The sequence below is a fragment of the Clavibacter davisi genome, assembly GCF_052751415.1.
Map to the genome: position 1 here is coordinate 2,357,441 of NZ_CP199882.1, position 22,826 is coordinate 2,380,266.

Here is a 22,826-nt window from a genome sequence, read left to right on the forward strand (position 1 = left end):
CGCGACACCGCGCCGGGGCTCCCCGTTCCACGACCCGGGCACCCGCGTGCCCGACAGAGAGGACACCGCATGCGCGTCCAGGCCGAGACCCCCGCCATCACGATGCCCGCCCACCAGTTCACGGGCGAGGTCCACCTCCGCTGGCTCTCCACCCCGCAGACCGCCGACCAGCGCGCGGTCGTCGCGGCCGTCACCTTCGCGCCCGGCGCCCGCAGCGTCTGGCACACGCACGTCCTCGGGCAGACCCTGCACATCACGTCCGGCATCGCCCGGGTGGGCACGCGCGACGGCGGCGTCGTCGAGGTCGCGCCGGGCGGATCCGTGTACATCGAGGCCGGCGAGGAGCACTGGCACGGCGCCACGGCCCACGCGCCCATGGAGCACATCGCGGTGCTGGAGGACGGCGACGACCCCGTCGCCGCCGTCGGCTGGGGCGAGCACGTGACCGACGAGGAGTTCCTGCAGCCGGCCGTGCCCGCGTCCGTCGCGACGCCGACCGCCACGCCCGCGGCCGGGCACCACGTGCCGCTCGGCACCCCGGTGCTCGTGCACGCGCTGCACTACACGGCGATGTTCGGCCCGAAGCCGTTCGACGAGGCGCTGCTCGTGTACCTCGACAACGGCTCGTACAAGATCCTCTCGCCCGGCGAGGAGCACTACGGCAGCTACGTCTCGGCGGCGGAGACGGGCGTGGAGCCCCGCCACGTGGCGTTCCTGTCCTGGCCGTCGGACGACTGGGAGCGCAACGTCGCGAGCCACACGCTCACGTTCTCGGACGACACGGGCGCCTTCATCCAGTCGCTCGTGCTGCCGGGCGACGCGGTGCCGCGGGCGCAGCACGGCTTCGCCGAGGTGGTCGCGGATCCCGAGCGCGTCGACATGACGGCCTCGTGGGAGCAGCTGCGCGTCACGCACGCCGAGGTGTTCGACCGCCTGCGGGAGCGCGCGCACCGCTGATCGGGTGCTGCCCCGCGGAGGCGGAGGCGGGAGGCAGGCGGGTGGCGCGTCCTCGGGACGCGCCACCCGTCCGTCTACTCGGCGGCGGTCGCGGGATCCGCAGCGGCGTCGGCGGCGCGCGCAGCCCGACGACGGCGGCCGACGAGCAGCACGACGATCGCCGCGAGGAGCGCGAGCACGGCCGCGGCCACGCCCAGGAGGAGCACGGGATCCGGTCCCGTCTCCTCCTGCACGACGGTCGTGGTGCCGGCGTCGGGGAACGTCACGTCGGCCGTCGTCGCGTGCGCGACCAGGCCGCTCGCGAGCGCGAGCTGCGCGGTCCAGGGTCCGGCCGGGATCCCCGGGGCGAGCGTGACCGCGACCTCGCCCGTGGCCCCGGGCGCGATGGTCGCCACGGCGTCGACGGGCGACGGCCCGGCCGAGAGCCCGCCGGGGCCGCCGGTGAGCGTCAGGGTGCCGGACACGTCGACCGCACGGCCGCCCGTGTTGGTGACGGCGGCGACGAGGCGCGGGGCGCCGTCCGCGCTGCGGCCCGCGGTCACGGCGCCGATGGTGAAGTCGGCGGGCGGGCCGTTGCCGGGGCCGACCGAGAGGTAGACCCGGATGCCCACGCGGCTCGCGGCCGCGATGCTGGCGCCGGGCTGGGCGGGCACGGCGACCTCGGCCCAGACGGCGGCGTAGCGCTCGCCCTCCGCGGCGTCGGCGGGGACGGTGATCGTCACCGGCACGTCGGCGCTCGCGCCGGCGGCGAGCTCGACGGTGGGCTGCGCGACGGCGGTCCACGTGGTCAGCTCGTCCGGCGTCGCCCCGTCGAGGCCCACGAAGGTGCCGCCGTCGATCCGGGCGCCGCCCGCGTACACCTTCACGGACTGCGGCGCGGAGGTGCCGTTCTGCACCTGCACGCGGCGGGTGATGGTCGCGCCGGGCTGGACGCGGTCGACGATGTAGGAACGCGCCCGCGGGTCGTCCTGCGTGGCGACGGGGATGTCGAGGAGGCGGATGCCGATGCCGTCGGCCGGCGCCGGGGTGGTCGGCGCGGCGGCGGACGCCGGGAGGGCGGGTCCGAGCGCGAGCGCGGACGCGATGAGGAGGATGCGGATATGGCGGCGCACGATTTGCTCCCGATGCTGGGTTGCGGGCAGGCCGGCCGGCTGGCCGACATGCGGGTGGGGACGGCCGCGGATGCGGCCGTCCCCACCCCTCGTGCGCGGTGCTACAGGACGGACTGCGTGAGCGTCGCCGTGTAGTCGGTCGCCGCGAGGGCGTTCGCCGGGACGGCGACCGCGACGGTCGCACCCCACGTGGCGGTGTTGTTGCCGTTCGCCGCCGTGCCGGTCTGGACGGCGCCGGAGCCGGCGGCCGCGGTGGCCGCGGCGACCGCGACGGTGCCCGTGGTCGTTGCGGTCGTGGGCGTGTAGGTGATGCCCGCGACGGGGATCGACGTCTTCGTGGTGGCCGACGCGAACGACGACATGCTGACCGACGAGGTCCAGCCGATGGTGTCGGCCGTGAGGTCGGAGACCTGGACGCCCGAGATCGTGCCGGTGGAGGTCGCGCCCGGAGCGACCTTGGAGAGGGCGACCGCGGCGGGGGCCGTGATGCTGAGGGCGCCCGCGGTGACCTCCATCGTGGCGGTGGTGGTCGCGGCCGACGCGGGGAGCGCGGTCAGGCCGGTGAGGGCGACCGCTCCGACGACGACGACGGTGGTGAGGATGGACTTGCGCATGGTGCCGCCTTGTGGGCTCAAGGTGCACGGGTGCCGGGGATCGCCCCGACACGCCGAACCGTACGCCTCGTTTCGTGCACTCCCGACCACGGGACGTCATCGGCCTGTCCGCCGCCGCCCGTGCCGCCCCCGATCGGCAGCAACGCGGTCATGCCGCCCCGCGACGATGCCGGGCGCGAGGGGCTGGGCGCTCGTCCGGCCGTGTCATCCCGGGCGTGTCAAGACTCGTCCCGGGGCCGCGGCGACCCCGCCGGCGCGCGGATCCGGCGGCGGATCCGCCCGCCCGGCTACGCTCGGTCCGTCCTCCCGAGGAGACCATGCGCGCCGCCCGGCCGCCGTCGCTGCTCCGGACCCGTCCCTCCCGAGAGCCGAGAACATGACCACGACCACCTCGCAGCCCACCCGCGCCCAGCGCCTCGACGGACTCCCCTGGACCCGCGCGCACTCGCGCATCCTCGGCGGCAGCGGCGTCGGCTGGGCGCTCGACGCGATGGACGTCGGCCTCATCTCGTTCGTCATCGCGCAGCTCGCGGTCGTCTGGAAGGCGGATGCGGGGCAGCTCGGCCTCGTCGCGTCCGCCGGGTTCCTTGGCATGGCGATCGGCGCGAGCGTCGGCGGCCTGGTCGCCGACAGGATCGGCCGCCGCCAGGTCTTCGCTCTCACACTGCTGGTCTACGGGGTGGCCACCGGTGTCTCGGCGCTCGCGATGTCGGTGGGCGCGCTCATCGCGCTCCGCTTCGTGGTGGGCCTCGGGCTCGGCGCGGAGCTGCCGGTCGCGTCCACGCTCGTGAGCGAGTTCTCGCCCGCGCGGATCCGCGGCCGCGTCATCGTGATCCTCGAGTCGTCGTGGGCGGTCGGCTGGACCGCCGCCGCGCTCATCGGCTACCTCGTGATCCCCACGAGCGACGACGGCTGGCGGTGGGCGCTCGCGCTCGGCGCCGTGCCCGCGGTGTGGGCGATCGTCGTGCGGCTGCGCCTGCCGGAGTCGGTGCGGTTCCTCGAGGGGCGAGGGCGGCACGCGGAGGCGGAGCGCGTGGTGCGGGCGCTGGAGGCGGCGGCCGGGAGGGCGCCCGCGCCCGACGCCGACCGCCCGGCGAGCCCCGCGTCGGATCCGGCCGACGGCCCCGAAGCCGCTGCCGCCTCCGACGGCGCGCCTCGCGAGCGCCTCTTCGGCGCCCGCCTCCGACGCCGCACGCTCTCCCTCTGGATCGTGTGGTTCTGCGTCAACTTCGCCTACTACGGCGCCTTCATCTGGCTGCCGACGCTGCTCGTCGCCCAGGGCTTCTCGCTCGTGCGGTCGTTCGGGTACACGCTGCTCATCACGCTCGCGCAGCTGCCGGGGTACGCGGTCTCCGCCTGGCTGGTCGAGCGGTGGGGGCGACGGGTGACGCTCGCGGTGTTCCTCGCGGGATCCGCGGTGTCGGCCGGCCTCTTCGGCACCGCCGACGACGTCACGACGATCCTCGTGTTCGGCGCCCTCATGTCGTTCTCGAACCTCGGTGCGTGGGGCGCCCTCTACGCCGTGACGCCGGAGCTCTACCCGACCCGCGTGCGCGCGACGGGCGCCGGCAGCGCGGCGGGCTTCGGACGCCTGGCCTCGATCGTCGCGCCGCTGTGCGTGCCGCCGCTGCTCGCGCTCGGCGGCGTCGCGCTGCCGTTCGGCGTCTTCGCCGCGGTGTTCGCGCTGGCCGCGGCTGCCGCGCTCACCCTGCCGGACCTCCGCGGCGCGACGCTGGAGGACTGAGCGGGCGGATCCGGTCGGTACGCTCGGAGTCCCGATCCGAGGAGCCGCCGTGATCCTGTCTGTCGTGATGCCCGCCGTGATGGTGGTCGTGGTGATCCTCATCGTCTTCGCCGTCATCGGCACCAAGCGCTCCAACCCGACGCAGGACGCCCAGGACGCCGTCGCCCGCGCGCGCCGCGCGGCGCGGAAGGCCGAGCGCGAACGCCGGAAGGCCGAGCGCGGCTAGCGCCTTCCCGCATGACGACGCCCCCACGACCTGCTGGTCGCGGGGGCGTCGTCGTGTGGAGCGGATCAGCCCGCGGCCAGCGCCTCCTCGAGCAGGTGCGAGAGCGCGTCGAGCTGCACGGACGTGGATCCGGCCTCGTCGAAGTCCTCGCCGTCGAGCGCGCGCGCCGCGAGGCCCGCCTTGCTGTCGATGAGCTCCGCGATCTTCGCGTCGATGGTCTGCGCCGCGATGATCCGCCACGCGGTCACGGGCTCCTCCTGGCCGATGCGGTGCACGCGGTCGATGGCCTGCGTCTGCTCCGCGCTCGTCCAGCTGAGCTCGGCCAGCACCACGTTCGACGCGGCCTGCAGGTTGAGGCCCACGCCCGCCGCGGTGAGCGAGCAGACGACGACCTGCACCTCGGGGTCGTTCTGGAAGGAGTCGATCGCGTTCTGGCGCGCCGCCGGGGACTGGTCGCCGCGGATCGACACGGAGCGGATGTCCCGCTTGGCGAACGTGGCCTCGGCCTGGTCCATCACGTCGACGTGCTTCGCGAAGAACACGACCTTGCCGACCGAACGCGCGAGCTGCGCGGCGTAGTCGGCCGCGAGCACGGCCTTGGCCTGGCCGATGCGGCGGACCATGGTGAAGACGTTCTCGCCGGTCTTCTGCGCCTTGGCCTCGTCGAGCTCCGACTGCGCCACGAGCCGCACGAGGCTCGCGCGCTCGGACGCGGGCCCCTCCATGACGTCGGGGACGGTCGTGCCGCGGGCGCCCACGAGCGCCGTGAAGCGCTTCACGAGGCGCGCCGCGAGCTCGCGCTCCGCCTGGCGGATCGAGCGGCCCAGGTCGTCGTCGAGCTCGACCGGCAGATCCGCGATGCGCTTGGAGGGCAGGTCGGTGGCGACGTCGATCTTGCGGCGGCGCACGATGCCGAGGTCGATGACCGCGCGGCGGGCCTCGGCGAAGAAGCCGGGATCCGCGGGCGTGAGCCCCGCTTCCTCGAGCTCCGCCATGAGACGGGAGGAGGGCTTGTCGCCGTCGATCCAGCCGAGGAGCTGCCAGATGGCGCGGAAGTCGTCGATGTCGTTGATGAGCGGCGTGCCCGTGAGCGCCATGAGCAGCGGCGCCGACTGGCGCTGGCGGATGCTCTCCGCGAGCGCGAGCACGAACTTCGAGCGCTGCGACTGCAGGTTCTTGATGAAGTGCGCCTCGTCGACGACCATGCCGCGGAACCCGAGGGTGCGCAGCCAGCCGATGTGCCGGTCGAGCACCTCGTAGTTGACGATGACCACGTCGGCGAACGCGTCGAGCGCGGCGCCGTCGCCGTGGATGACGGTGGCCCGGCGGTGCGGCGTCCAGCGCTCCACCTCGCGCTTCCAGTTCATCTTCACGACGTTCGGGACGACGACGAGCAGCGGGTACGCGTCGGCGACGGAGGCGGCGAGCAGCGCCTGCGCGGTCTTGCCGAGGCCCGGCTCGTCGGCGAGCAGGAACTCGCGGTGGCCGAGGCGCACGCTCTCGAGGAAGCGGGCCTGGTGGCGCATCAGCTCGAGGCCGTGCGGCGACAGGCGGTCGATGCGGGGGCTCTCCGGCAGGTCCATGCTCGCGATGCCGCCGCCGGCGCCGTACTCGAACGACTTGAACAGCGGGCCGAGGAGCTCCCAGTTGGCGAGGAGGCGCGCGGGCGGCGCGGCGGGCGCCGGCCGGTCGAGGTCGGGCTCGAGGAACGGGTTCGCGAGGACGCGGGCCTTGACCGACGGCGGGACCACCTGGCGTTCGACGAGCTTGGCGAGCGCCGGATCCTCGGGCTCGGGCTCCGGCTCCTCCTCGACGACCATCTCCACGCCGCCGTCGAAGAGCATGTGCTTGCGGAGGGCGCGGGCGGCCTCGGAGAGCTTGGCGTCCGGATCCAGCAGCGGCAGCACCGAGGTGTCGCGCGCCGCCGTGCGGGCGAGGATGCTCGCGATGCCGTCGAGGCGCTTCAGCGTCTCGGCGCGCTCGGGGTCGCTGAGCGGGGTGGCAGGGTCCTTCGCGTGCGTGCGCTCCTCGCGCATCAGCACCGCGATGACCTGGAACTTCGTGCGATTGACGGGCTTGAGCTTGCCGCGCTGGGCGGCCTGCTCGATCTCGCGCACGGCGCGCGCCAGGACGGGGATCAGCCCCTCGTTGTCGATCGTGCGCGTGCGGGCGGAAGACCGCCGCTGGCCGGTGCGAGCCATGCAACTCCTCGTTCACTGCCGGGGCCAGGCGCTGCCTGCGCTCCCGGATCGGAAGGACTCACGCCCGTCGCGCACGGTGACGCGTGCGGTCGGACGGTGGCGAGGGGACCTGCCTCGAGCAACCGGGGTTCCGGGTCGGGGATGGGATGAGGGTCCGCCGCCTGCGCCCGGCCGCCTCGGGGAGGACGGGCACACGGAGAGTTTAGGGCACGCCGCGGCCGCCGCGCGCCGGTGTGCGCGGGGCGGCTCGGCGGGGTCCGGGGAGCCGTCGGCCGCCCGCGCTCGCGCCGCATCCGGCCCGGTCGCCGCGGATGGCCCGGCCTAGGGTGGATGCATGACGGATCAGGCGACACCCACCGGCACCAACGAGGCGGGCGCCCCCGGCCGCTACGTCGAGGAGGGTGAGTTCACCCGCGACACGAACTACATCGAGGACCGCATCCTCCGCGACGGATCCCAGGGCTGGCCCGTCGAGGCCGGCCGCTACCGCCTCGTCGCGGCGCGCGCGTGCCCGTGGGCGAACCGCTCGGTGATCGTCCGCCGCCTGCTCGGCCTCGAGGACGCCATCTCGCTCGGCCTCCCCGGCCCCACGCATGACGCCCGCAGCTGGACCTTCGACCTCGACCCCGACGGCCGCGACCCGGTCCTCGGCACCGAGCGCCTCCAGGAGTCGTTCCTCGCGCGCTTCCCCGACTACCCGCGCGGGATCACGGTCCCCGCCCTCGTCGACGTCCCCTCCGGCCATGTCGTCACGAACGACTACCCCCAGATCACGCTCGACCTCTCCACCGAGTGGACCGAGCACCACCGGGAGGGCGCGCCCGACCTCTATCCCGAGCACCTCCGGGCGGAGATCGACGAGGTCGCCGACCTCGTCTTCCGCGACGTGAACAACGGCGTGTACCGCTGCGGCTTCGCGGGCTCCCAGGAGGCGTACGAGAAGGCGTACGACCGCCTCTTCTCCCGCCTCGACTGGCTGAGCGACCGGCTCCGGACGCAGCGCTACCTCGTGGGCGACACGATCACCGAGGCCGACGTGCGCCTGTTCACCACGCTCGCCCGCTTCGACGCCGTCTACCACGGGCACTTCAAGTGCAACCGGCAGAAGCTCGACGAGATGCCGGTGCTGTGGGCGTACGCGCGGGACCTGTTCCAGACGCCCGGGTTCGGCGACACCATCGACTTCGTGCAGATCAAGCAGCACTACTACCTGACGCACACCGACATCAACCCGACGCGCGTCGTGCCGGTCGGCCCCGAGACCTGGGGCTGGCTCGAACCGCACGGGCGCGAGGAGCTGGGCGGCCGGCCGTTCGGCGACGGCACCCCTCCCGGCCCGGTCCGCGAGGACGAGCGCGTGCCCGAGGGCCACGGCGCCGTGCCGCGCGGCGGACGCGTGACCCGCCCGTCGGAGGCGCGTGCCTCCGTCTCCGGCCAGCCCGTGCCCGGATCGGCCGACGCCACGGCGGACCGCTCCTGATGGCGGCACGCACGCCCGCGACCTCGCTCACCCCGCGTCGCCGGATCCTCGGCCTCGCCATCCGCCACGTCCCCGCCGTCGCGCGCTCCCTCCGCGGCACACCCGCGGCGGGAACGCGCGTCGTCCGGCACCGGGCCGGCACGCAGGGCCTCCCCCTCGACGTGGCCGTGTGGACGCCGCCCGGGCACGACCGCTCGGCGACCGGATCCCCCGTGCTCGTCGTCCTCGCCCGGCACGACGGCGACTGGCTGCCCTCGACGCTCGCGAAGGATCTCCGCGCGGTCGTCGTCACGATGGCCCCGGACGACGACGCGCAGGCGCTCGCCGGCTTGTCCTGGATCGCCTCGCACGCCGCCGGCTGGAACGGCACGCCCGAGCGCCTCGGCATCCTCGGCGACGGCCCGGGCGCCGACCGCGCGCTGCGGATCACGGCCCTCGCGCGCGACGCCGACGGGCCGGCCGTGCTGCGGCTGGTGCTCATCAGCCCGTCGGGCGACGTGCCCACCGGGCAGGCGTCCGACCGGCAGGGCCACGGGCTCGACCGGCTGCCGGACGCGCTCGTGCACGTGGGCGCCGCGGATCCGCGGCTCGACCACGTGGTCGAGGGCGTCGCCGCGCTCAAGGCGGCGGGCGCGAAGGCGCGGCTCGTGCGCATCCCGCGCGCGGAGCAGGGCTGGCTCGCCTACCCGGCGGCGGATCCCGCGCTCGCCCGCCGCTCGCTCGACGAGATCGTCGCCTACCTGCGCCGCGGCCTCACCGAGGAGCGCGCGTTCGGGGTCGGCCCGGCGTAGGCGCGTCCTCCACCGGCACCTTCACGAGGATCCCGGCGGCGACGAACACGATCGCGGCCACGTACTGCAGCGACTGCCAGGTGACGGCCTCCACCGGGATCACCGCGACCGGGTTCCACATCACCGCGACGGCCGCGAGCAGCGCCGCGCTCCACCAGCTGCGGGCGCGCACCGAGAACACGATCATGATGAGCGCGAGGATCGCGACCGCGAACCGGACGACCGTGAAGAGGTCGCCGTCGATCACCGCGAACCCGGCCAGCAGCACGATGGCGCCGAGGAGGCCCGGCGCGAGCGACGGACGGGTGAACGCGGGGGCGGCGGGGGTGCGGGTCACCCGCCCAGTCTGCCAGCGGGCGCCGGGCGCGAGCAGCGCGCGCCCGCCGGAGACCGCCGGGGACCGCCGCGACGCAGCAGGACGCCCCGCCTCGGACCCGGATCGGGTCGAGGCGGGGCGTCCGTCGTGCGGGTCGTGCTACTTGATGGACTCGACCGCGGTCTTCACCTGCGCGGCGACCGTCTCGGAGAGCGGCGCGGCGCCGGCCTTCTCGGCGGCGACCTGCTGGCCGTCGGTGCTGGTCACGTAGCCGAGGTACGCCTTGACCAGCTCGCCGACGGCGGGGTCCTTGTACTCCTGGCACGCGATGAGGTAGCTCACGAGCACGATCGGGTACACGCCCGCCTCGGTGGTCGTGTAGTCGAGGTCGAAGACGACGTCGTTCTCCTCGCGGCCCTCGGCCTCGGGCGAGGCCTCGACGACGGCCGCGGCCGCCTCCGGGGAGAAGCCGACGAAGTCGTCGCCGACCTTGATCTTCGCGGTGCCGAGCTCGCCGGCGCGCGACGCGTCCGCGTAGCCGATGACGTTGGTGCCGCCCTTGACGGCGTCGACGACGCCCGACGTGCCCTGGGCCGCCTCGCCGCCCTCGTAGGGCCAGACGCCCTTGGGCTCGGCGTCCCAGACGGACTCGGCCGTGGTGTTGAGGTACTTCGCGAAGTTCTCGGTGGTGCCCGAGTCGTCCGAGCGGTGCACCGCGGTGATCGCGGCGTTGGGCATCGTGGCGTCGGGGTTCAGCGCGGTGATGGCCGGGTCGTCCCACTTCGTGATGGTGCCCTTGAAGATGCCCGCGGCCGTGGCCGGGTCGAGGTTCAGCTCGTCGACGCCGTCGATCTGGAAGATCATCGCGATGGGCGAGATGTAGGCCGGGATGTCGATGGGCTTCGTGCCGTCGGCGCACTGGCCGAAGGTGCCGGTGAGCTCGTCGGTCTTGAGCGCGCGGTCGGAGCCGGCGAAGTCGGCGTTCTGGCCGCCGGCCATGAAGGCCTCGCGTCCGGCGCCGGATCCGTCGGGCGAGTAGTTGATGGTGGTGCCGGTGTTGGCCGTCTGGAAGGCCGTGGTCCAGGCCTCCTGGGCGGAGCCCTGCGACGAGGCGCCGATGCCGTTGAGCGTGCCCTCGAGGGTCGACGCGGATGCGGCGCCGCCCTCGGCGGGGGCCTCGTTGGACGCGCAGGAGGAGAGGGACAGGGCGACGACGGCGGCGAGGGCCGCGGCGCCGGTGAGGCGGGTGCTGTTCACGGGGGTGGAGCCTTCCAGGTGGATCGGGTGGTGGTCGCTCGGCCGGTGCAGGGCCGTGGGCGACGCTATGCACGCGGAGCCCCGGGGCGGGGTACGGGAGGTGGACGCGAGGTGGACGCGAGCTTTCCCCCAGGTGCGGGAAATCGGATCCGGCCCGTGATCCCGGGGCTCGCCCCTCGAACTGGGGGCGTCGCCGGTGGCCCTCGGCACGGGATCGCGGGCCGGCCTCCGTCGCGAGGATGAAGTCCGCCGCCCGGGCGCCCTCCGGCCGCGACGCGCTCCTAGCCTGAGCCCATGACCCCACCCCGTCTCCTCGCCGCCGTCGCCGCGCCGCTCGCCGGCGTCGCGTACGCCGCCGTCTGGATCGTCGCCGAGTCCGGGCGCTCCGGCCTCGCCGGCGTCGCGACCCTCGCCGTCGCGTACGGCGCGGCCGTCGCCCTCGCCGTGTGGCTGCCCGCCGCGTCCCTCGCGATCGTCGTCGCGATGCCCGTGCTGCAGCTCGCCGGGTACGCGCCGCCCGTCGACTCCACCACCTGGCCGATGCTCGCGGCGATCGGCGTGGTCGCGTTCGTCGTCGGCGCCACCGGCACCCGGCGGATGCGCGTCGCGTCCGCGGCGGCAGCCGTGGTCGGCGCGGCGGTCGCGGCGCTCGGCCTCGGCAGGGGCACCGCATCCGGCCCGACCGCGTGGGTCGGCGTCTCCTCCGCGCCGGACGCGACCGCCCTGCTCGTGCTCGGCGCGGTCGGCGCCGTCGGCGTCTGCGCGGCGCTCGGCGCGGGCCTCGGCGCGGCCGTCCGCCTCGGTCGCCTCGACCGCGTGCTCGCGGACGCCGAGGACCGCCTCGCGCAGACCGACCTGGAGCTGCGCCTCGGCCTCGAGCGCGCCCGCATCTCCCGCGACGTGCACGACTCCGTCGCCCACGCGCTCACCATCGTCGTGGCGCAGTCCGAGGGCGCGACCGCGATGTCCGACCGCCAGCCGCAGGTGGTCCGCGGAGCCCTGACCGCGATCTCCGGCGTCGCCCGCGACGCGCTGTCCGACGTGCGCGGCCTCGTCGAGCGGATCACCGAGGCCGGCGACGAGCTGCTGTCGCTCCAGGACGTGCCACTGCTGGTCGAGCGCATGCGCGAGGTCGGCATGGAGGTGGCGGTCGACGAGCTCGGCGAGCGCCCCGCCCTCCGGCCCGCGCAGCAGCTCGCGGTCTACCGCATCGTGCAGGAGAGCCTGACGAACGCGCTCAAGCACGGCGGATCCCGGAGCCGCGCGTCCGTCGTCCTCGACTGGCGGGGGCCCGGCCTCGCGCTCCTGATCCGCTCCTCGGGCACCGCGCCCCTCGTCGGTCGGGGCTCGCTCCCGGGCCCCGGCGCGGGGATCGCCGGGATGCGCGAGCGGGCCCGGATCGGCGGCGGCTGGCTGACGGCCGAGCCCGACGGCGCCGACGGGTTCGTCGTCACGGCCTTCCTGCCCGCGGACGACGCCGTGGTGCCGGATGCCGCCGACGCCGACGCGACCACCGCCCAGCCCGCCGCGGTGCCCCGTGGCTGACCGCGTGCGCGTCGCCGTGGTCGACGACCAGCGGCTGTTCGCCGAGGGGCTCCGGATGCAGATCGACGCCGCGGACGACCTCGAGTGCGTCGGCATCGCGGACGACGGGCGCGCCGGGATCGACCTCGTGCGCCGCGAGCAGCCCGACGTCGTGCTGATGGACCTCCGCATGCCCGTGCTCGACGGCCTCGCCGCGACCGCGTCGCTCCGCGACGGCGCCGACCGGGCCCCTCGCGTGGTCGTGCTCACGACCCTGCGCGACGACCGCGCCGTGCACGCGGCCGCCCGCGCCGGCGCCTCCGCGTTCCTCACCAAGGACGCCCGCCCCGAGGTGCTGCTCGCCACCGTGCGGGCGGCCGCGGCGGGCGACGTCACGGGCGACCCCGAGGAGCTGCTCCGCGACTTCGGCGCCCCGCCGCCCCGCGCCGACGTGGGCGCGCTCGACCGCCTGACCCCGCGCGAGCGCGAGACCTTCCTGCTGGTCGCGCGCGGGCTCACCAACAGCCAGATCGCCGAGGCGGCCTTCGTCTCGGAGTCGACCGTGAAGACGCACGTGCAGGGGGTGCTCGCGAAGCTCGGCCTCCGCAGCCGCCTGCAGGTCGTCGTCTTCGCCCATGAGAGAGGACTGGTGCGCTCGTGAACGCATCCCCCATCCGCGCGTCCGCCGGGCGCCTGATCCGCCGGATCCGCACCCCGCGCGGCGTCGTCGCCACCCTGGTCGCCGCGGGTCTCGTCGGCGTCGCCGTCGTGAACGCGCCGGCGCCCCGCACCGAGCCCGTCCCGGATCCGCCCGCGCAGGACGCCGCGGCGTGGACCATGCCGCTCGACGCGGCCGTGGGCGTCTCGATGGACGCCGGCGACGTGGCCGAGGACATCCGCCTGCGCCCGTGCCTCACCGCCCAGGGCATCGCGGACGAGGCGCCCGCGCTCGACCCGGCGGTGCTCCTCGCGCCGGAGTCGCACGCGGACGGTCGCCTCGTCGCGCCGCCGCTCGACGAGGCCCGCGCCGCCCGGTACGGCCACGGTCCGGTGGTGGATCCCGCGCGCGCCGAGCTGCGGGAGTGGCGGATGGCGCGCAACGACGACGACGCGCGCGGCCGCGCGCTCGATGCCTGCCTCCCCGGTGTCCGCGCGGGAGTCTGGGCGCACCCGGGCGCGAACCAGGACATCCAGATGCGCGCGCTCGAGCTGCGCGCCGACGCCCGGGAGCGCGCCCTGGGCGACCCCGCGGTCGTCGCGGCGGCCGACGCGTGGCGCGGTTGCCTGGCCGAGTCCTCCGCCGACGAGCTCCGCGACCGGGGCCGCCCGCTGCCCGCGGATCCGATGACGCTGCTCGAGCCCGGCGACGACGCGCCCGCGGCGGACACCGCGCTCGCCCGCGCCGACGCCTCCTGCCAGGCGTCGTCGGGCTACCGCGCCGCCCTGTACGACGCGCAGTGGCGCGAGGAGTCGCTCGTGACCGCGGCCGACGCCGCCATGCTCTCCTCCGCGCGTGCCCGCCAGGTGGTCGCGACGACCGCCGCTGTGCGCGAGGTGCTGCTCGGCGACGGCGCGGAGGCGGACGACCGCGGCTGAACGGGATGCCGCGCAGCTGACCCGGACGGCGCCCGGCGGACGGGATCCGCTCGGGCGCCGCACGGCCCGTGGCAGGCTGGCGCCCTCCCCCTCCACCCCGACGAGAGGCGCTCCATGCCCGAGACCCTCGACGCCCAGCTCGACCGCATCGTCGCCGCGCGCGACCGCGACGACATGGGCCCGACCATCGCCGCCCTCCTCCCCCTCCTGGAGCGGCACCCGGACGACGCCCGCGTGCTCTACGAGGTCGGCGGCGCCTACGACACCGCGGGCGAGGAGGCCCGGGCGCTCGAGCTCTACGAGCGCGCGGAGGCGCAGGGTCTCACGGGCGACATCCGCCGCCGCTGCTACCTCCAGCACGGCAGCACGCTGCGGAACCTGGGTCGCGTCGACGAGTCGCTCGCGCTGTTCGCGCGGGCGCGGGGCGAGTTCCCGGACTCGCCGTCGCTCGCCGTGTTCGAGGCGCTGACGCTGCACGCGGCGGGGCGGGCGGATGCGGCGCTCGCGCGGATCCTCCTGGTCGTCGCCGACCGCGTGCCCGACCCGGAGCTGCAGCGCTACCTGCCCGCCATCCGCGGCAACGCGGAGCACCTCGCGTCCCTCGACGCGGCGGAGCCCGCGTAGCCGACGCGGCCGGGCCAGCGGAGCAGGGACCGCCCGTCCCGCGACGGGCACCGCCCGCGCCGTCGGATACCGTGGACGGGCCCGTCCGCCCGACCCCGTCGGGCCCCGCCTGCCCCGAGGAGCCCCCATGCGCGCCGTCGTCTACGAGGAGTTCGGCACGACCCCGGTCGTCCGCGAGCTGCCCGACCCCGCCCCCTCCCCCGCCGGCGTCGTCGTCCGCGTCGAGGCCACGGGCGTCTGCCGCAGCGACGCGCACGGCTGGCTCGGGCACGACGACGGCATCGCCCTCCCGCAGGTGCCGGGGCACGAGCTGGTGGGGCGGATCCACGCGGTCGGCCCCGAGGTCACCCGCTTCCACGTCGGCGATCGCGTCACGGTCCCCTTCGTCTGCGCCTGCGGCCGCTGCGAGGAGTGCCGCGCCGGCAACGGCCAGGTGTGCCGGCACCAGACGCAGCCGGGCTTCACGCACTGGGGCTCGTTCGCCGAGCTGGTGGCGCTGCACGACGCCGACGTCAACCTGATCCCCGTGCCCGAGGGCCTCGACGCCGGTGCCGCCGCGCTCCTCGGCTGCCGCTTCGCCACGGCCTTCCGCGGGCTCGTGCACCGGGCACGGCTGCAGCGCGGCGAGCGCCTGCTCGTCGTCGGCTGCGGGGGCGTCGGCCTCAGCGCCGTGATGATCGGGGTCGCGGTCGGCGCGGAGGTCATCGCCGTCGACATCGACCCGGCGGCCCTCGCGCGCGCCTCCGAGCTGGGGGCCGAGTACACGATCGACTCGTCGGGCCTCGCGGAGCTCGACGTGCTCGACGCGATCCGCGCCGTCTCCCCCGACGGCGTGCAGGTGTCGGTGGAGGCGCTCGGGCGCGAGTCCACGATGCGACTGAGCCTGCTCGCGCTCGCGCCGCTCGGCCGCCAGGTGCAGATCGGGCTGTTCGCGAGCGAGCCGGCGATGCCCGTGCCGACCATCATCAGCCAGGAGCTGAGCCTGCACGGCAGCCACGGCATGCCCGCGCACGACTACCCGGAGCTGATGGCGCTCGTGGCGTCGGGCGCGCTGAAGCCCGAGCTGCTCATCGAGCACCGGATCCCTCTCGACGAGGCGCCGGCCGCGCTCGAGGCGCTCGCGTCGGGCGACCGCTCGGCCGGGATCACGCTGGTCGAGGTGGGCTGAGCGCGGTCCGGCCCTGCCCGGTCCCGGCTACCGCGGCGCGTCGAACCAGGCGTCGACCGCGGCGGTGATCCCGGCGTCGGCGACCGCGACGTCCGGCACGATGGGCACGCCGTAGCGCTTCCCCGTGCGATCCGCGTCGACGGCGACGGTGAGGTTCACGATCGCGCCGTCGAACAGGGTCCGCGGCTCGTTCGACGTGCTGAACCCGTAGGTCGGCTGCCCGAACGAGCGCACGCCCGCCTGGCCGACGAACGCGAGGGCGGCGGCCTCGCCGGAGCTCACGGTCATGCCGTCGGTGAGCACGGCGATCGGCAGGCTCCCGGGCACCCGACCCGCGGCGCTCGTCTCGACGACCTGCCCGTCGTCGGCGACGGCGCCGCCCTCCACGGTGACTGGGAGGGACCGGTCGCCCTGCTCGAAGGACATGACCCGTCCCTCGTCGAGGAGCGGCGACAGGGCGGCGAGCATGGGCCACATGTCCCCGCCGCGGTTCCCGCGGAGGTCCACGACCCAGCCGCGGGTCGTCGCGGGCGCGGCGGCCACGAGCGCCTGGGCGCCCGCGTCGATGTAGCGCTGGTGCGCCGCGTCGTCGCCGCCGACGAGGGTCGGGACGACGATGGTCGTGATCCCGTCGGCCGTCGTCACGGTGGGCCGCGGCTCGGGGCCGCCGGTCGTCGCCGGCGCTCCCCGGAACTCGACCGCCGCCTCGTCCGGCGTGAGGAACGCGCTGTGGTCCCCGCCGAGCTGCGTGACCGCCTTCCTCAGCGCCGGGTAGGTGGCGCCGTAGCTGCGGGCGTCGGCGACCTTCGCGGCGACGCGGGCCCGCACCTCGGCGACCGTGGCCGGATCCGCCGCGAGGCCGTCCTCCATCCGGTCGACCGCGATGTCGGCGTAGCGCTGCGGCGACGGCGGGATGACGTAGATGCCGTGCTTCTCGAGGAGCGGCGCGGCGGCGAGGGTCCCGCCGACGAGGAGGACGACCGCCGCGGCGAGCGCGACGGCGAGGCGGCGGAGCAGGCGGGAGCGGCGGGAGCGCGTCGTGGGCACCGGATCACCCTGCCCGAAGCGCGCGCGGGCCGACGCGTCGTCTCCCCCGCCGACGGGCTGCGATGCTGGCGGGGTGACCCGATCTCCCGCACGCCCCGCCTCGGGCGCCCTCCCGCGACTCGTGCGCGTGGGCTACGGCGTCGCGCTCGGCGGCCTGCTCGTCCTCGACGCGGTGGTGTCCGGATCCCTGGTGCAGTGCGCGTACCTCCTGGTCGTGGTGGCGCTCGCCGCCCTCGCCGCCCGGGGACGCGTCCCGGCGTGGACCGTCGGCGTCGTCTCGGGGGCCGCGACGGTCGCGGCCGCGCTCCTCGCCGGCACCGGGATCCGCGCGCCCTTCGCCCTCAGCGAGGGCCTCGTGCTGCTCGTCGCGGTGATCGCGACGACGCGCGCGGCCGCGACCCCGCGCGACGCCGCCGGGATCGCGGTCGTGGTGCTCGCGACGCTCGCGCTCCCCGTCCGGCTGATGTCGGCCGAGGCCCTCACGTTCGGGATCCTGCTGGTCGCCGTCGTCGCGTGCGCGCTCGCCGTGGGCGCGACGCTGCGGAACGCCGACGCCGAGCGCCGCCTCGCCCTCGCGGTCGCCACCCAGCGCGAGCGCGACGGCCTGGCCCGCGACCTGCACGACGACTTCACGAACCGCGTGACCGGCATGATCCTCCTGGCCCAGGCCGCCCGCCGCCGCGTCGACGCTCCCGGCACCGAGCTCGACGCGGAGCTCGCGCGCATGGAGGAGTCCGGCGGCGAGGCGCTCGCGAGCATGCGGCGCTGGGTGCGGACGCTGCGCGACACGGGCGTGGAGCGCGATCCCGAGCTGGCCGACGGCATCGACGGGCCCGACGACGCGATCCGCGCGCTCCTCGACACGTGGGAGGCCGCGGCCCCCGGCCGCCGCGCGGAGCTCCGGGACACCACCGCCGCGCCCCTGCCCGCCGAGGTGCGGGCGACGGCGACGCGCATCGTGCAGGAGTCGGTCACGAACGCTACCCGGCACGCGCCCGGCGCCGACCGGATCCGCGTCACGCTCGCGGACGACGCCGCCGCGGACGCCGTGGTCGTCACGATCGTCAGCCCGCTCGACGCCGCCGCCCGGGAGGGCGCCGACCCCGCGCCCGGATCCCCGGGCCTCGGCCTCGTCGGCATGCGCGAACGCGCCGCGATCCTCGGCGGACGCCTCGACGCCGGACCGGTCGCGGGCACCTGGACCGTGCGCGCCGTGCTCCCCCGGGACGCCGGCGCATGACGATCCGCGTGCTGCTCGCCGACGACCACCCCTCGGTGCTGCGCGGCCTCGAGGGGATCCTCGCGGGCGAGCCCGACATCGCGGTGGTCGCGTCGTGCGGCGACGGCCTCGCCGCGCTCGAGGCCGCGCAGCGCCTGCGGCCGGATGTGGCGGTCGTCGACATCCGCATGCCGCGCATGGACGGGCTCGAGCTCACGCGGCTGCTCGCCGGATCCCGCGCGCGCGTGCCCGTGAAGGTGGTCGTCGCGACCACCTTCGACCTCGACGAGTACGTCTACGGCGCCCTCCGCGCGGGAGCGTCCGGCTTCCTCCTCAAGGACGCGGGCGCGGGCCTCCTCGTCGAGGCGGTGCGGGCGGCGCACTCGGGCGACCAGCTGATCAGCCCGTCGGTGACGGTGCGCCTGCTGCAGCATCTCGCGCCGCGCTCCGCCACCACGCTGCACCCGGACCTCACCGCCCGCGAGCTCGAGGTGGCCGCGCTCGTCGGCCGCGGCCGGACCAACGCGGAGGTGGGCGCGGAGCTCGTGATCTCGCTGGGCACCGTGAAGTCGCACCTCGGATCCCTGCAGGCGAAGCTCGACGCCCGCAACCGCGTGGAGATCGCGGCGTGGGCGTGGAGCTCGGGGCTGCTGCGGCCCTGAGGCGCGGAGCCGGACGCGCCGGTCGGCGCCGGGCGCGCGGGCACCGGGAACGATCCGCGGAGACCGGCCGAACGGCCGATGCCGCACCGCGCGCCCGGCCCGAGCATGGATCACGGCGGTCGGCCCGAGACGCGGGCCCCGCCGACGAGAGGCCCGCATGACCACCGCCCCGACGCATCCCGCCACGACCGGAAACAGCCGCGGCCCCCACCCCCGCCCCGGCTCCGGCTCCGAAGACGGCGGCGCCGCCCCGCGCTCCGGCATCACCCGCCGCGTCGCCGCGCTCGACGTGATCCGCGGCGTCGCCCTCTGCGGCATCATGCTCGTGAACATCGGCCCGCAGACGCGCTTCGGCACGGCCGCCGGCTTCTACGAGATGGCCGCGCTCGGATCCACGAGCGGCTGGCTCCAGCTCCTCGTGCAGCAGCGCTTCTTCCCCGTGTTCGCGCTGCTGTTCGGGATCGGCTTCGCGCTCATCGTCGAGTCCGCCGAGCGCCGCTCGGCCCGGCCGCGGCTCGTGCTGCTCCGCCGCCTGCTGATCCTGCTCGCGATCGCGATCCCGTTCGAGCTCCTGCAGCACGGGTCGGCGCTCCTGCCGTACGCGCTCGCCGGCCTCGTCGTCCTGCTGCCGAGCACGTGGCTGCCGCGGTCGCTCACGGCCGTGGCCGCCGTCGCGCTCGTCGTGGTCAGCGTGGTCGTGGCCGGCGGCGGGCTGACGCTGGTCCCGGGCATGCTCCTCCTCGGATCGGCCCTCACCCGCTACGGCGTCGTCGCGGCGATCGGCCGCTCGCGCCGCGGATCCGCCGTCGTGCTCGTCGTCGCCCTCGCCGCCGCCGCGCCGCTCCTCGCGTGGCAGGTCACGACCATCGCCGACTCCGGCTTCAGCACGGAGTCCGCCGCGTCCGGCCTCGCCCTCGCCGCCGCGTACGTGGCGCTCCTGTCGCTGCTCATGACGACGCGCGCGGCCCGCGCCCTCGAGGTCGCGTTCGCGCCGCTCGGCCGGATGGCCCTCACGAACTACGTGACCGGCGCGCCGCTCATGCTCGCCGCGGGCGCCCTGCTCGACCTGCCGCACGCGACCTCGTGGACGCCGATGCTGCTCGCGGTCGTCGTGATCCTCGCGGTGCAGGCCGTCGCGAGCGCCCTCTGGCTGCGCGCGTTCGCGCAGGGGCCGCTCGAGTGGCTCTGGCGGTGGGGCACGTGGGGCGCACGCGCGCCGTTCCGACTCGCGCGCTGACCGGCTGCCCGCGGATCCCGGGCTCCGGCGACATGAGCGGGACCCGGGCGCCATGACGCCCGGCTCCCGCGCTCACGCGCCGGTCAGAGCGCGCCCTGGAGCTCGTCCCCGGCCGGGATCGGCACCAGCTCCGTCACGACGGGCGGCGCCTGCAGCAGGCCCGCGAGCGACGCGTTCATCCGCGCGACGACCTCGCCCGCGCCGTGGGCCGCGAGCTCCTCGCCGGAGGACCACTTCTCGAGCATGACGATGGTGCCGTCGGGCGCGTCGTGGATCGCGTACAGCTCGCAGCCGGGCTCGCCGTGCACCTCGGCGATGCCGCGGGACAGCGCCGCGACGGCCTCGTCCCGCCTCCCCTCGACGGGCGTGAAGACGGCGGTGACGACGACGGGCTGGGACATGGGATCTCCTCGGTTCGGGTGGTGCGGGTGGTGGATGGATGGACGGGGCGTCAGCGCGCCGGCGGCGCCGCGCTGCTCGACCGGGGCACGAAGTCGGCCTGCACCTCGATGCGCTGCGGCTCCGACGGGATCCGGCCCTGCATGCGCGCGAGCACCAGCTCGACGCTGTGGCGGGCGAGCATGTCGATGGGCTGCCGCACGACGCTGAGCGGCGGCGAGACGAGCTCGCTCCACGGGTTGTCGTCGAAGACCACGAGCGAGAGGTCCTCCGGCACGCGGATGCCGAGCTGCTGGATCCGCCGCACGGCCACCCCGACCTGCGCCGTGTTGGCCACCACGAGCGCGGTCGGCGGCTCCGGCAGGGCGAGGAGCGCGGTGACCGCGTCGGCCCCGAGGTCGCCGCGGAACGGCACGTCCCGCACGAGCGCCGGGTCGGCATCGATGCCCGCCGCCCGGAGCGACGCGCGGTAGCCGGCGACGCGCGCCCGCCCCGTGGACGTGTCCGCCGGCCCCGAGATGATCGCGATGCGCGTGTGACCGAGGGCGACCAGGTGGTCCGTGGCACGCGCGGCGGACGCGTCGTTCTGGATGCTGACCACGTCGATGTCGTCGAGCCCGTCGAGCGTCCGGTCGACGAACACCATGTCGACGCCCGCCCGGCGGAGGCGCTCCCACTTCTCGAGGTTGTCGCCCGCTGGGGTCGCGATGACGCCGCCCACGGAGCGGTCGAGGAGGCTCGTCAGCGACTCCCCCTCGACGTGCGCGTCCTCCTGCGTGGTCATGAGGAGCACCTGCGCGCCGCGCGCCCGGGCCTCCCACACGATGCGGTCGGCGAGCCGCGCGAAGAACGGGTTCGTGAGGTCCGGGAGGACCAGGCCGATCGCGAGGGCCTGCCCGTGGCTGAGCTCGCGGGCCGCGGCGCGGGGCCGGAAGTCGAGCTCGGCGATGGCCTCCACGACGCGCCGACGGGTGTCGACCGCGACGGGACCGGATCCGTCGTTGAGCACTCGGGAGACGACGGAGACGGACACGCCTGCCGTGCGCGCGACGTCGCGGATCGTGGCGGGCTTCCTCACGCGACCTCCTCCGGTCGGGCCTCGCTCGTGCCCGGGCAGGCGGATCGAGTCCTCGTTGACACAGCCTACGCCCGGTGGTACAAAACTGGTACCGGTTCCACCGTGACCGGTCGACACACCCACATCGCATGCGACGACGACGTCCTCCGCCCCGGCGGCCGAGGTCCCCCGCCTGCCCGGACCCGGAGGTCTCAGTGAACCTGCACAAGCTGCTCGGCGATCGCGAACGCGAGGGCCGCCCCATCCGCATCGGGCTGATCGGCGCCGGCCGGTACGGCACCATGTACCTCTCGCAGGCCCGCAACATCCCCGGCGTGCACGTCGTCGCCATCGCCGACATCAACACCGAGCGCGCACGGGGCGCCTTCGCCCTCGTCGACTGGCCGGACGAGCTGGTCGCCGCCGACATCCCCGAGGCGCTCGCGAACCGCACCACCACGATCGTCGCGGACGCCGCGGCGCTGTTCGAGAGCGACATCGACGTGATCGTGGAGGCGACGGGCAACCCCATCGTCGGCGTGCACCACGCGCTGCGGGCGATCGCGACCGGCAAGCACATCATCATGGTCACGGTCGAGGCGGACGCCCTCGCCGGCCCCGCGCTGCAGAAGCGGGCCGAGGCCGCGGGCGTCGTGTACTCGATGGCGTACGGCGACCAGCCGGCGCTCATCATGGAGCTCGTCGACTGGGCCCGCACGAGCGGCTTCGACGTCGTGTGCGCCGGCAAGGGCGCCAAGTACCTCGAGCACTACCACCAGATGAATCCCGACAACGTCTGGGAGAACTGGGAGTTCAGCAAGGAGCTCACCGACTCGGGCCAGCTGAACCCGTACATGCACACGTCGTTCCGCGACGGCACGAAGGCCGCCATCGAGATGGCCGCGGTCGCGAACGCGGCCGGCCTCGTGCCCTCGGACTCCGGGCTCACCTTCACTCCCGGCGACGTCGAGCAGATCGCCACCATCGGCCGGCCGCGCGACCTCGGCGGCGCCCTCGCCCACGAGGGCACGGTCGACGTGATGTCGAGCGTCGAGCGCGACGGCTCGCCCATCCCGCACAACACGCAGGAGGGCGTCTACGTCGTGGTCAAGGCCACGAACGACTACGTCGCCACCTGCTTCGACGAGTACCCCTGGCACCCGGACCCCACCGGGCGGTACGCGGCGCTCTACCGGCCGTACCACTACGTCGGCCTGGAGCTCAACGTGTCGATCGCCAACGCCGCCCTCCGCGGGATCTCCACCGGCCACCCCGACGGCTTCTACGGCGACGTCGTCGCGACCGCGAAGAAGGACCTGACGGCGGGCGAGCTCCTCGACGGCGAGGGCGGCTTCACGGTCTACGGCAAGCTCGTCTCCGCCCGCCACTCCGTCGCGACGGGCGCCCTCCCCGTCGCGCTCGCCCACCACGTGGAGCTGACCCGCGACATCGCCCAGGGCGAGACCGTGGGCTGGGCCGACGTGATCATCGACGACTCGCTCTCCGAGGCCATCGAGCTCCGCCGCGAGACCGAGGCGCTGCTCCGGTCCTGACCCCGCATCGCCGCACGGCTCCCGGGCGCGCCGCCCGGGAGC

General features: G+C 75.4%; 22 protein-coding genes. 14 read left to right on the plus strand and 8 right to left on the minus strand.

Annotated elements, in window-relative coordinates; genetic code table 11:
• The first annotated feature begins 69 nt into the window (after positions 1 to 69).
• Positions 70 to 957, plus strand: coding sequence for a cupin domain-containing protein (locus ACU4ZT_RS11145; RefSeq protein WP_414748989.1), 888 nt, complete (start codon positions 70 to 72; stop codon positions 955 to 957).
• A 74-nt stretch (positions 958 to 1,031) separates the two neighbouring features.
• Here the strand turns inward: ACU4ZT_RS11145 and ACU4ZT_RS11150 are convergent, their stop codons facing one another.
• Positions 1,032 to 2,069, minus strand: a complete 1,038-nt coding sequence (locus ACU4ZT_RS11150) for a hypothetical protein (RefSeq protein ID WP_414764070.1) — start codon at positions 2,067 to 2,069, stop codon at positions 1,032 to 1,034.
• Positions 2,070 to 2,170: 101 nt separating this feature from the next.
• Positions 2,171 to 2,683, minus strand: a complete 513-nt coding sequence (locus ACU4ZT_RS11155; RefSeq protein ID WP_414748991.1) for a hypothetical protein — start codon at positions 2,681 to 2,683, stop codon at positions 2,171 to 2,173.
• Between the two features lie 376 nt (positions 2,684 to 3,059).
• On the opposite strand from ACU4ZT_RS11155, the gene ACU4ZT_RS11160 reads away from it, so the two are divergent.
• Both ACU4ZT_RS11160 and ACU4ZT_RS11165 read left to right on the plus strand, forming a co-directional pair.
• Entirely contained in the window at positions 3,060 to 4,427 is a 1,368-nt protein-coding gene (locus ACU4ZT_RS11160; protein ID WP_063070636.1) for an MFS transporter, read from the plus strand.
• Positions 4,428 to 4,476: 49 nt separating this feature from the next.
• Positions 4,477 to 4,653, plus strand: a complete 177-nt coding sequence (locus ACU4ZT_RS11165; RefSeq protein ID WP_270981031.1) for a hypothetical protein — start codon at positions 4,477 to 4,479, stop codon at positions 4,651 to 4,653.
• A gap of 65 nt (positions 4,654 to 4,718) precedes the next feature.
• Here ACU4ZT_RS11165 and ACU4ZT_RS11170 read toward each other — a convergent pair whose 3' ends face one another.
• The gene (locus tag ACU4ZT_RS11170) at positions 4,719 to 6,854 is read right to left on the minus strand and encodes a DEAD/DEAH box helicase (RefSeq protein ID WP_445337182.1); all 2,136 of its coding nucleotides are present in this window, start codon (positions 6,852 to 6,854) and stop codon (positions 4,719 to 4,721) included.
• A gap of 334 nt (positions 6,855 to 7,188) precedes the next feature.
• Between ACU4ZT_RS11170 and ACU4ZT_RS11175 the strand changes: the two genes are divergently transcribed.
• Together ACU4ZT_RS11175 and ACU4ZT_RS11180 are read left to right on the plus strand one after the other, a co-directional pair.
• Entirely contained in the window at positions 7,189 to 8,334 is a 1,146-nt protein-coding gene (locus ACU4ZT_RS11175) for a glutathione S-transferase family protein (RefSeq protein WP_063070638.1), read from the plus strand.
• Positions 8,334 to 9,125: an alpha/beta hydrolase gene (locus ACU4ZT_RS11180; RefSeq protein ID WP_063070639.1), complete on the plus strand. Its 792-nt coding sequence runs from the start codon at positions 8,334 to 8,336 to the stop codon at positions 9,123 to 9,125. The genes ACU4ZT_RS11175 and ACU4ZT_RS11180 overlap by 1 nt, the downstream gene beginning before the upstream one ends.
• Here the strand turns inward: ACU4ZT_RS11180 and ACU4ZT_RS11185 are convergent.
• Both ACU4ZT_RS11185 and ACU4ZT_RS11190 read right to left on the minus strand, forming a co-directional pair.
• A complete protein-coding gene (locus ACU4ZT_RS11185; protein WP_063070640.1) occupies positions 9,088 to 9,462 on the minus strand; it encodes a DUF6804 family protein in 375 nt (124 codons plus the stop codon). The genes ACU4ZT_RS11180 and ACU4ZT_RS11185 overlap by 38 nt on opposite strands.
• Before the next feature lie 138 nt (positions 9,463 to 9,600).
• Positions 9,601 to 10,698, minus strand: a complete 1,098-nt coding sequence (locus ACU4ZT_RS11190) for a phosphate ABC transporter substrate-binding protein PstS (RefSeq protein WP_445337183.1) — start codon at positions 10,696 to 10,698, stop codon at positions 9,601 to 9,603.
• A gap of 294 nt (positions 10,699 to 10,992) precedes the next feature.
• On the opposite strand from ACU4ZT_RS11190, the gene ACU4ZT_RS11195 reads away from it, so the two are divergent.
• From ACU4ZT_RS11195 to ACU4ZT_RS11215, 5 genes are all read left to right on the plus strand, one after another.
• Entirely contained in the window at positions 10,993 to 12,243 is a 1,251-nt protein-coding gene (locus ACU4ZT_RS11195; protein WP_063070642.1) for a sensor histidine kinase, read from the plus strand.
• Positions 12,236 to 12,883: a response regulator gene (locus tag ACU4ZT_RS11200; RefSeq protein WP_270981027.1), complete on the plus strand. Its 648-nt coding sequence runs from the start codon at positions 12,236 to 12,238 to the stop codon at positions 12,881 to 12,883. The genes ACU4ZT_RS11195 and ACU4ZT_RS11200 overlap by 8 nt, the downstream gene beginning before the upstream one ends.
• Complete coding sequence (locus ACU4ZT_RS11205; protein ID WP_063070644.1) at positions 12,880 to 13,818, plus strand: hypothetical protein; 939 nt, start codon at positions 12,880 to 12,882, stop codon at positions 13,816 to 13,818. Before ACU4ZT_RS11200 ends, ACU4ZT_RS11205 begins: the two co-directional genes overlap by 4 nt.
• Before the next feature lie 114 nt (positions 13,819 to 13,932).
• The gene (locus ACU4ZT_RS11210; RefSeq protein ID WP_445337184.1) at positions 13,933 to 14,442 is read left to right on the plus strand and encodes a tetratricopeptide repeat protein; all 510 of its coding nucleotides are present in this window, start codon (positions 13,933 to 13,935) and stop codon (positions 14,440 to 14,442) included.
• A gap of 127 nt (positions 14,443 to 14,569) precedes the next feature.
• A complete protein-coding gene (locus tag ACU4ZT_RS11215) occupies positions 14,570 to 15,610 on the plus strand; it encodes a zinc-dependent alcohol dehydrogenase family protein (RefSeq protein WP_445337185.1) in 1,041 nt (346 codons plus the stop codon).
• 27 nt (positions 15,611 to 15,637) lie between these two features.
• On the opposite strand, the gene ACU4ZT_RS11220 is transcribed toward ACU4ZT_RS11215, so the two are convergent.
• On the minus strand, positions 15,638 to 16,657 hold the full coding sequence (locus ACU4ZT_RS11220) for a S41 family peptidase (protein ID WP_445337186.1): 1,020 nt from the start codon (positions 16,655 to 16,657) through the stop codon (positions 15,638 to 15,640).
• 73 nt (positions 16,658 to 16,730) lie between these two features.
• On the opposite strand from ACU4ZT_RS11220, the gene ACU4ZT_RS11225 reads away from it, so the two are divergent.
• The 3 genes from ACU4ZT_RS11225 (at position 16,731) to ACU4ZT_RS11235 (ending at position 19,775) form a co-directional block, all read left to right on the plus strand.
• Positions 16,731 to 17,897 carry a sensor histidine kinase gene (locus ACU4ZT_RS11225; RefSeq protein WP_445337187.1) on the plus strand — a complete coding sequence of 389 codons (1,167 nt, stop codon included), beginning with the start codon at positions 16,731 to 16,733 and terminating at the stop codon, positions 17,895 to 17,897.
• Positions 17,894 to 18,538: a response regulator transcription factor gene (locus tag ACU4ZT_RS11230; RefSeq protein WP_445337188.1), complete on the plus strand. Its 645-nt coding sequence runs from the start codon at positions 17,894 to 17,896 to the stop codon at positions 18,536 to 18,538. Before ACU4ZT_RS11225 ends, ACU4ZT_RS11230 begins: the two co-directional genes overlap by 4 nt.
• Positions 18,539 to 18,695: 157 nt before the next feature.
• The gene (locus ACU4ZT_RS11235; protein ID WP_445337189.1) at positions 18,696 to 19,775 is read left to right on the plus strand and encodes a DUF418 domain-containing protein; all 1,080 of its coding nucleotides are present in this window, start codon (positions 18,696 to 18,698) and stop codon (positions 19,773 to 19,775) included.
• Between the two features lie 83 nt (positions 19,776 to 19,858).
• Here the strand turns inward: ACU4ZT_RS11235 and ACU4ZT_RS11240 are convergent, their stop codons facing one another.
• The gene (locus ACU4ZT_RS11240; RefSeq protein ID WP_063070650.1) at positions 19,859 to 20,176 is read right to left on the minus strand and encodes a putative quinol monooxygenase; all 318 of its coding nucleotides are present in this window, start codon (positions 20,174 to 20,176) and stop codon (positions 19,859 to 19,861) included.
• A gap of 50 nt (positions 20,177 to 20,226) precedes the next feature.
• On the minus strand, positions 20,227 to 21,252 hold the full coding sequence (locus ACU4ZT_RS11245; protein ID WP_063070651.1) for a LacI family DNA-binding transcriptional regulator: 1,026 nt from the start codon (positions 21,250 to 21,252) through the stop codon (positions 20,227 to 20,229).
• A 194-nt stretch (positions 21,253 to 21,446) separates the two neighbouring features.
• Between ACU4ZT_RS11245 and ACU4ZT_RS11250 the strand changes: the two genes are divergently transcribed.
• Positions 21,447 to 22,784, plus strand: coding sequence for an NAD(P)H-dependent oxidoreductase (locus ACU4ZT_RS11250; protein WP_063070652.1), 1,338 nt, complete (start codon positions 21,447 to 21,449; stop codon positions 22,782 to 22,784).
• Positions 22,785 to 22,826 lie beyond the last annotated feature (42 nt).

Excerpts from the sequence above, each read along its gene's own strand:
- ACU4ZT_RS11145 (WP_414748989.1), top strand. The coding sequence starts at position 70 with ATGCGCGTCCAGGCCGAGACCCCCGCCATCACGATGCCCGCCCACCAG.
- ACU4ZT_RS11155 (WP_414748991.1), bottom strand. The coding sequence starts at position 2,683 with ATGCGCAAGTCCATCCTCACCACCGTCGTCGTCGTCGGAGCGGTCGCC.
- ACU4ZT_RS11160 (WP_063070636.1), top strand. The coding sequence starts at position 3,060 with ATGACCACGACCACCTCGCAGCCCACCCGCGCCCAGCGCCTCGACGGA.
- ACU4ZT_RS11170 (WP_445337182.1), bottom strand. The coding sequence starts at position 6,854 with ATGGCTCGCACCGGCCAGCGGCGGTCTTCCGCCCGCACGCGCACGATC.
- ACU4ZT_RS11175 (WP_063070638.1), top strand. The coding sequence starts at position 7,189 with ATGACGGATCAGGCGACACCCACCGGCACCAACGAGGCGGGCGCCCCC.
- ACU4ZT_RS11180 (WP_063070639.1), top strand. The coding sequence starts at position 8,334 with ATGGCGGCACGCACGCCCGCGACCTCGCTCACCCCGCGTCGCCGGATC.
- ACU4ZT_RS11195 (WP_063070642.1), top strand. The coding sequence starts at position 10,993 with ATGACCCCACCCCGTCTCCTCGCCGCCGTCGCCGCGCCGCTCGCCGGC.
- ACU4ZT_RS11210 (WP_445337184.1), top strand. The coding sequence starts at position 13,933 with ATGCCCGAGACCCTCGACGCCCAGCTCGACCGCATCGTCGCCGCGCGC.
- ACU4ZT_RS11215 (WP_445337185.1), top strand. The coding sequence starts at position 14,570 with ATGCGCGCCGTCGTCTACGAGGAGTTCGGCACGACCCCGGTCGTCCGC.
- ACU4ZT_RS11230 (WP_445337188.1), top strand. The coding sequence starts at position 17,894 with ATGACGATCCGCGTGCTGCTCGCCGACGACCACCCCTCGGTGCTGCGC.
- ACU4ZT_RS11235 (WP_445337189.1), top strand. The coding sequence starts at position 18,696 with ATGACCACCGCCCCGACGCATCCCGCCACGACCGGAAACAGCCGCGGC.
- ACU4ZT_RS11240 (WP_063070650.1), bottom strand. The coding sequence starts at position 20,176 with ATGTCCCAGCCCGTCGTCGTCACCGCCGTCTTCACGCCCGTCGAGGGG.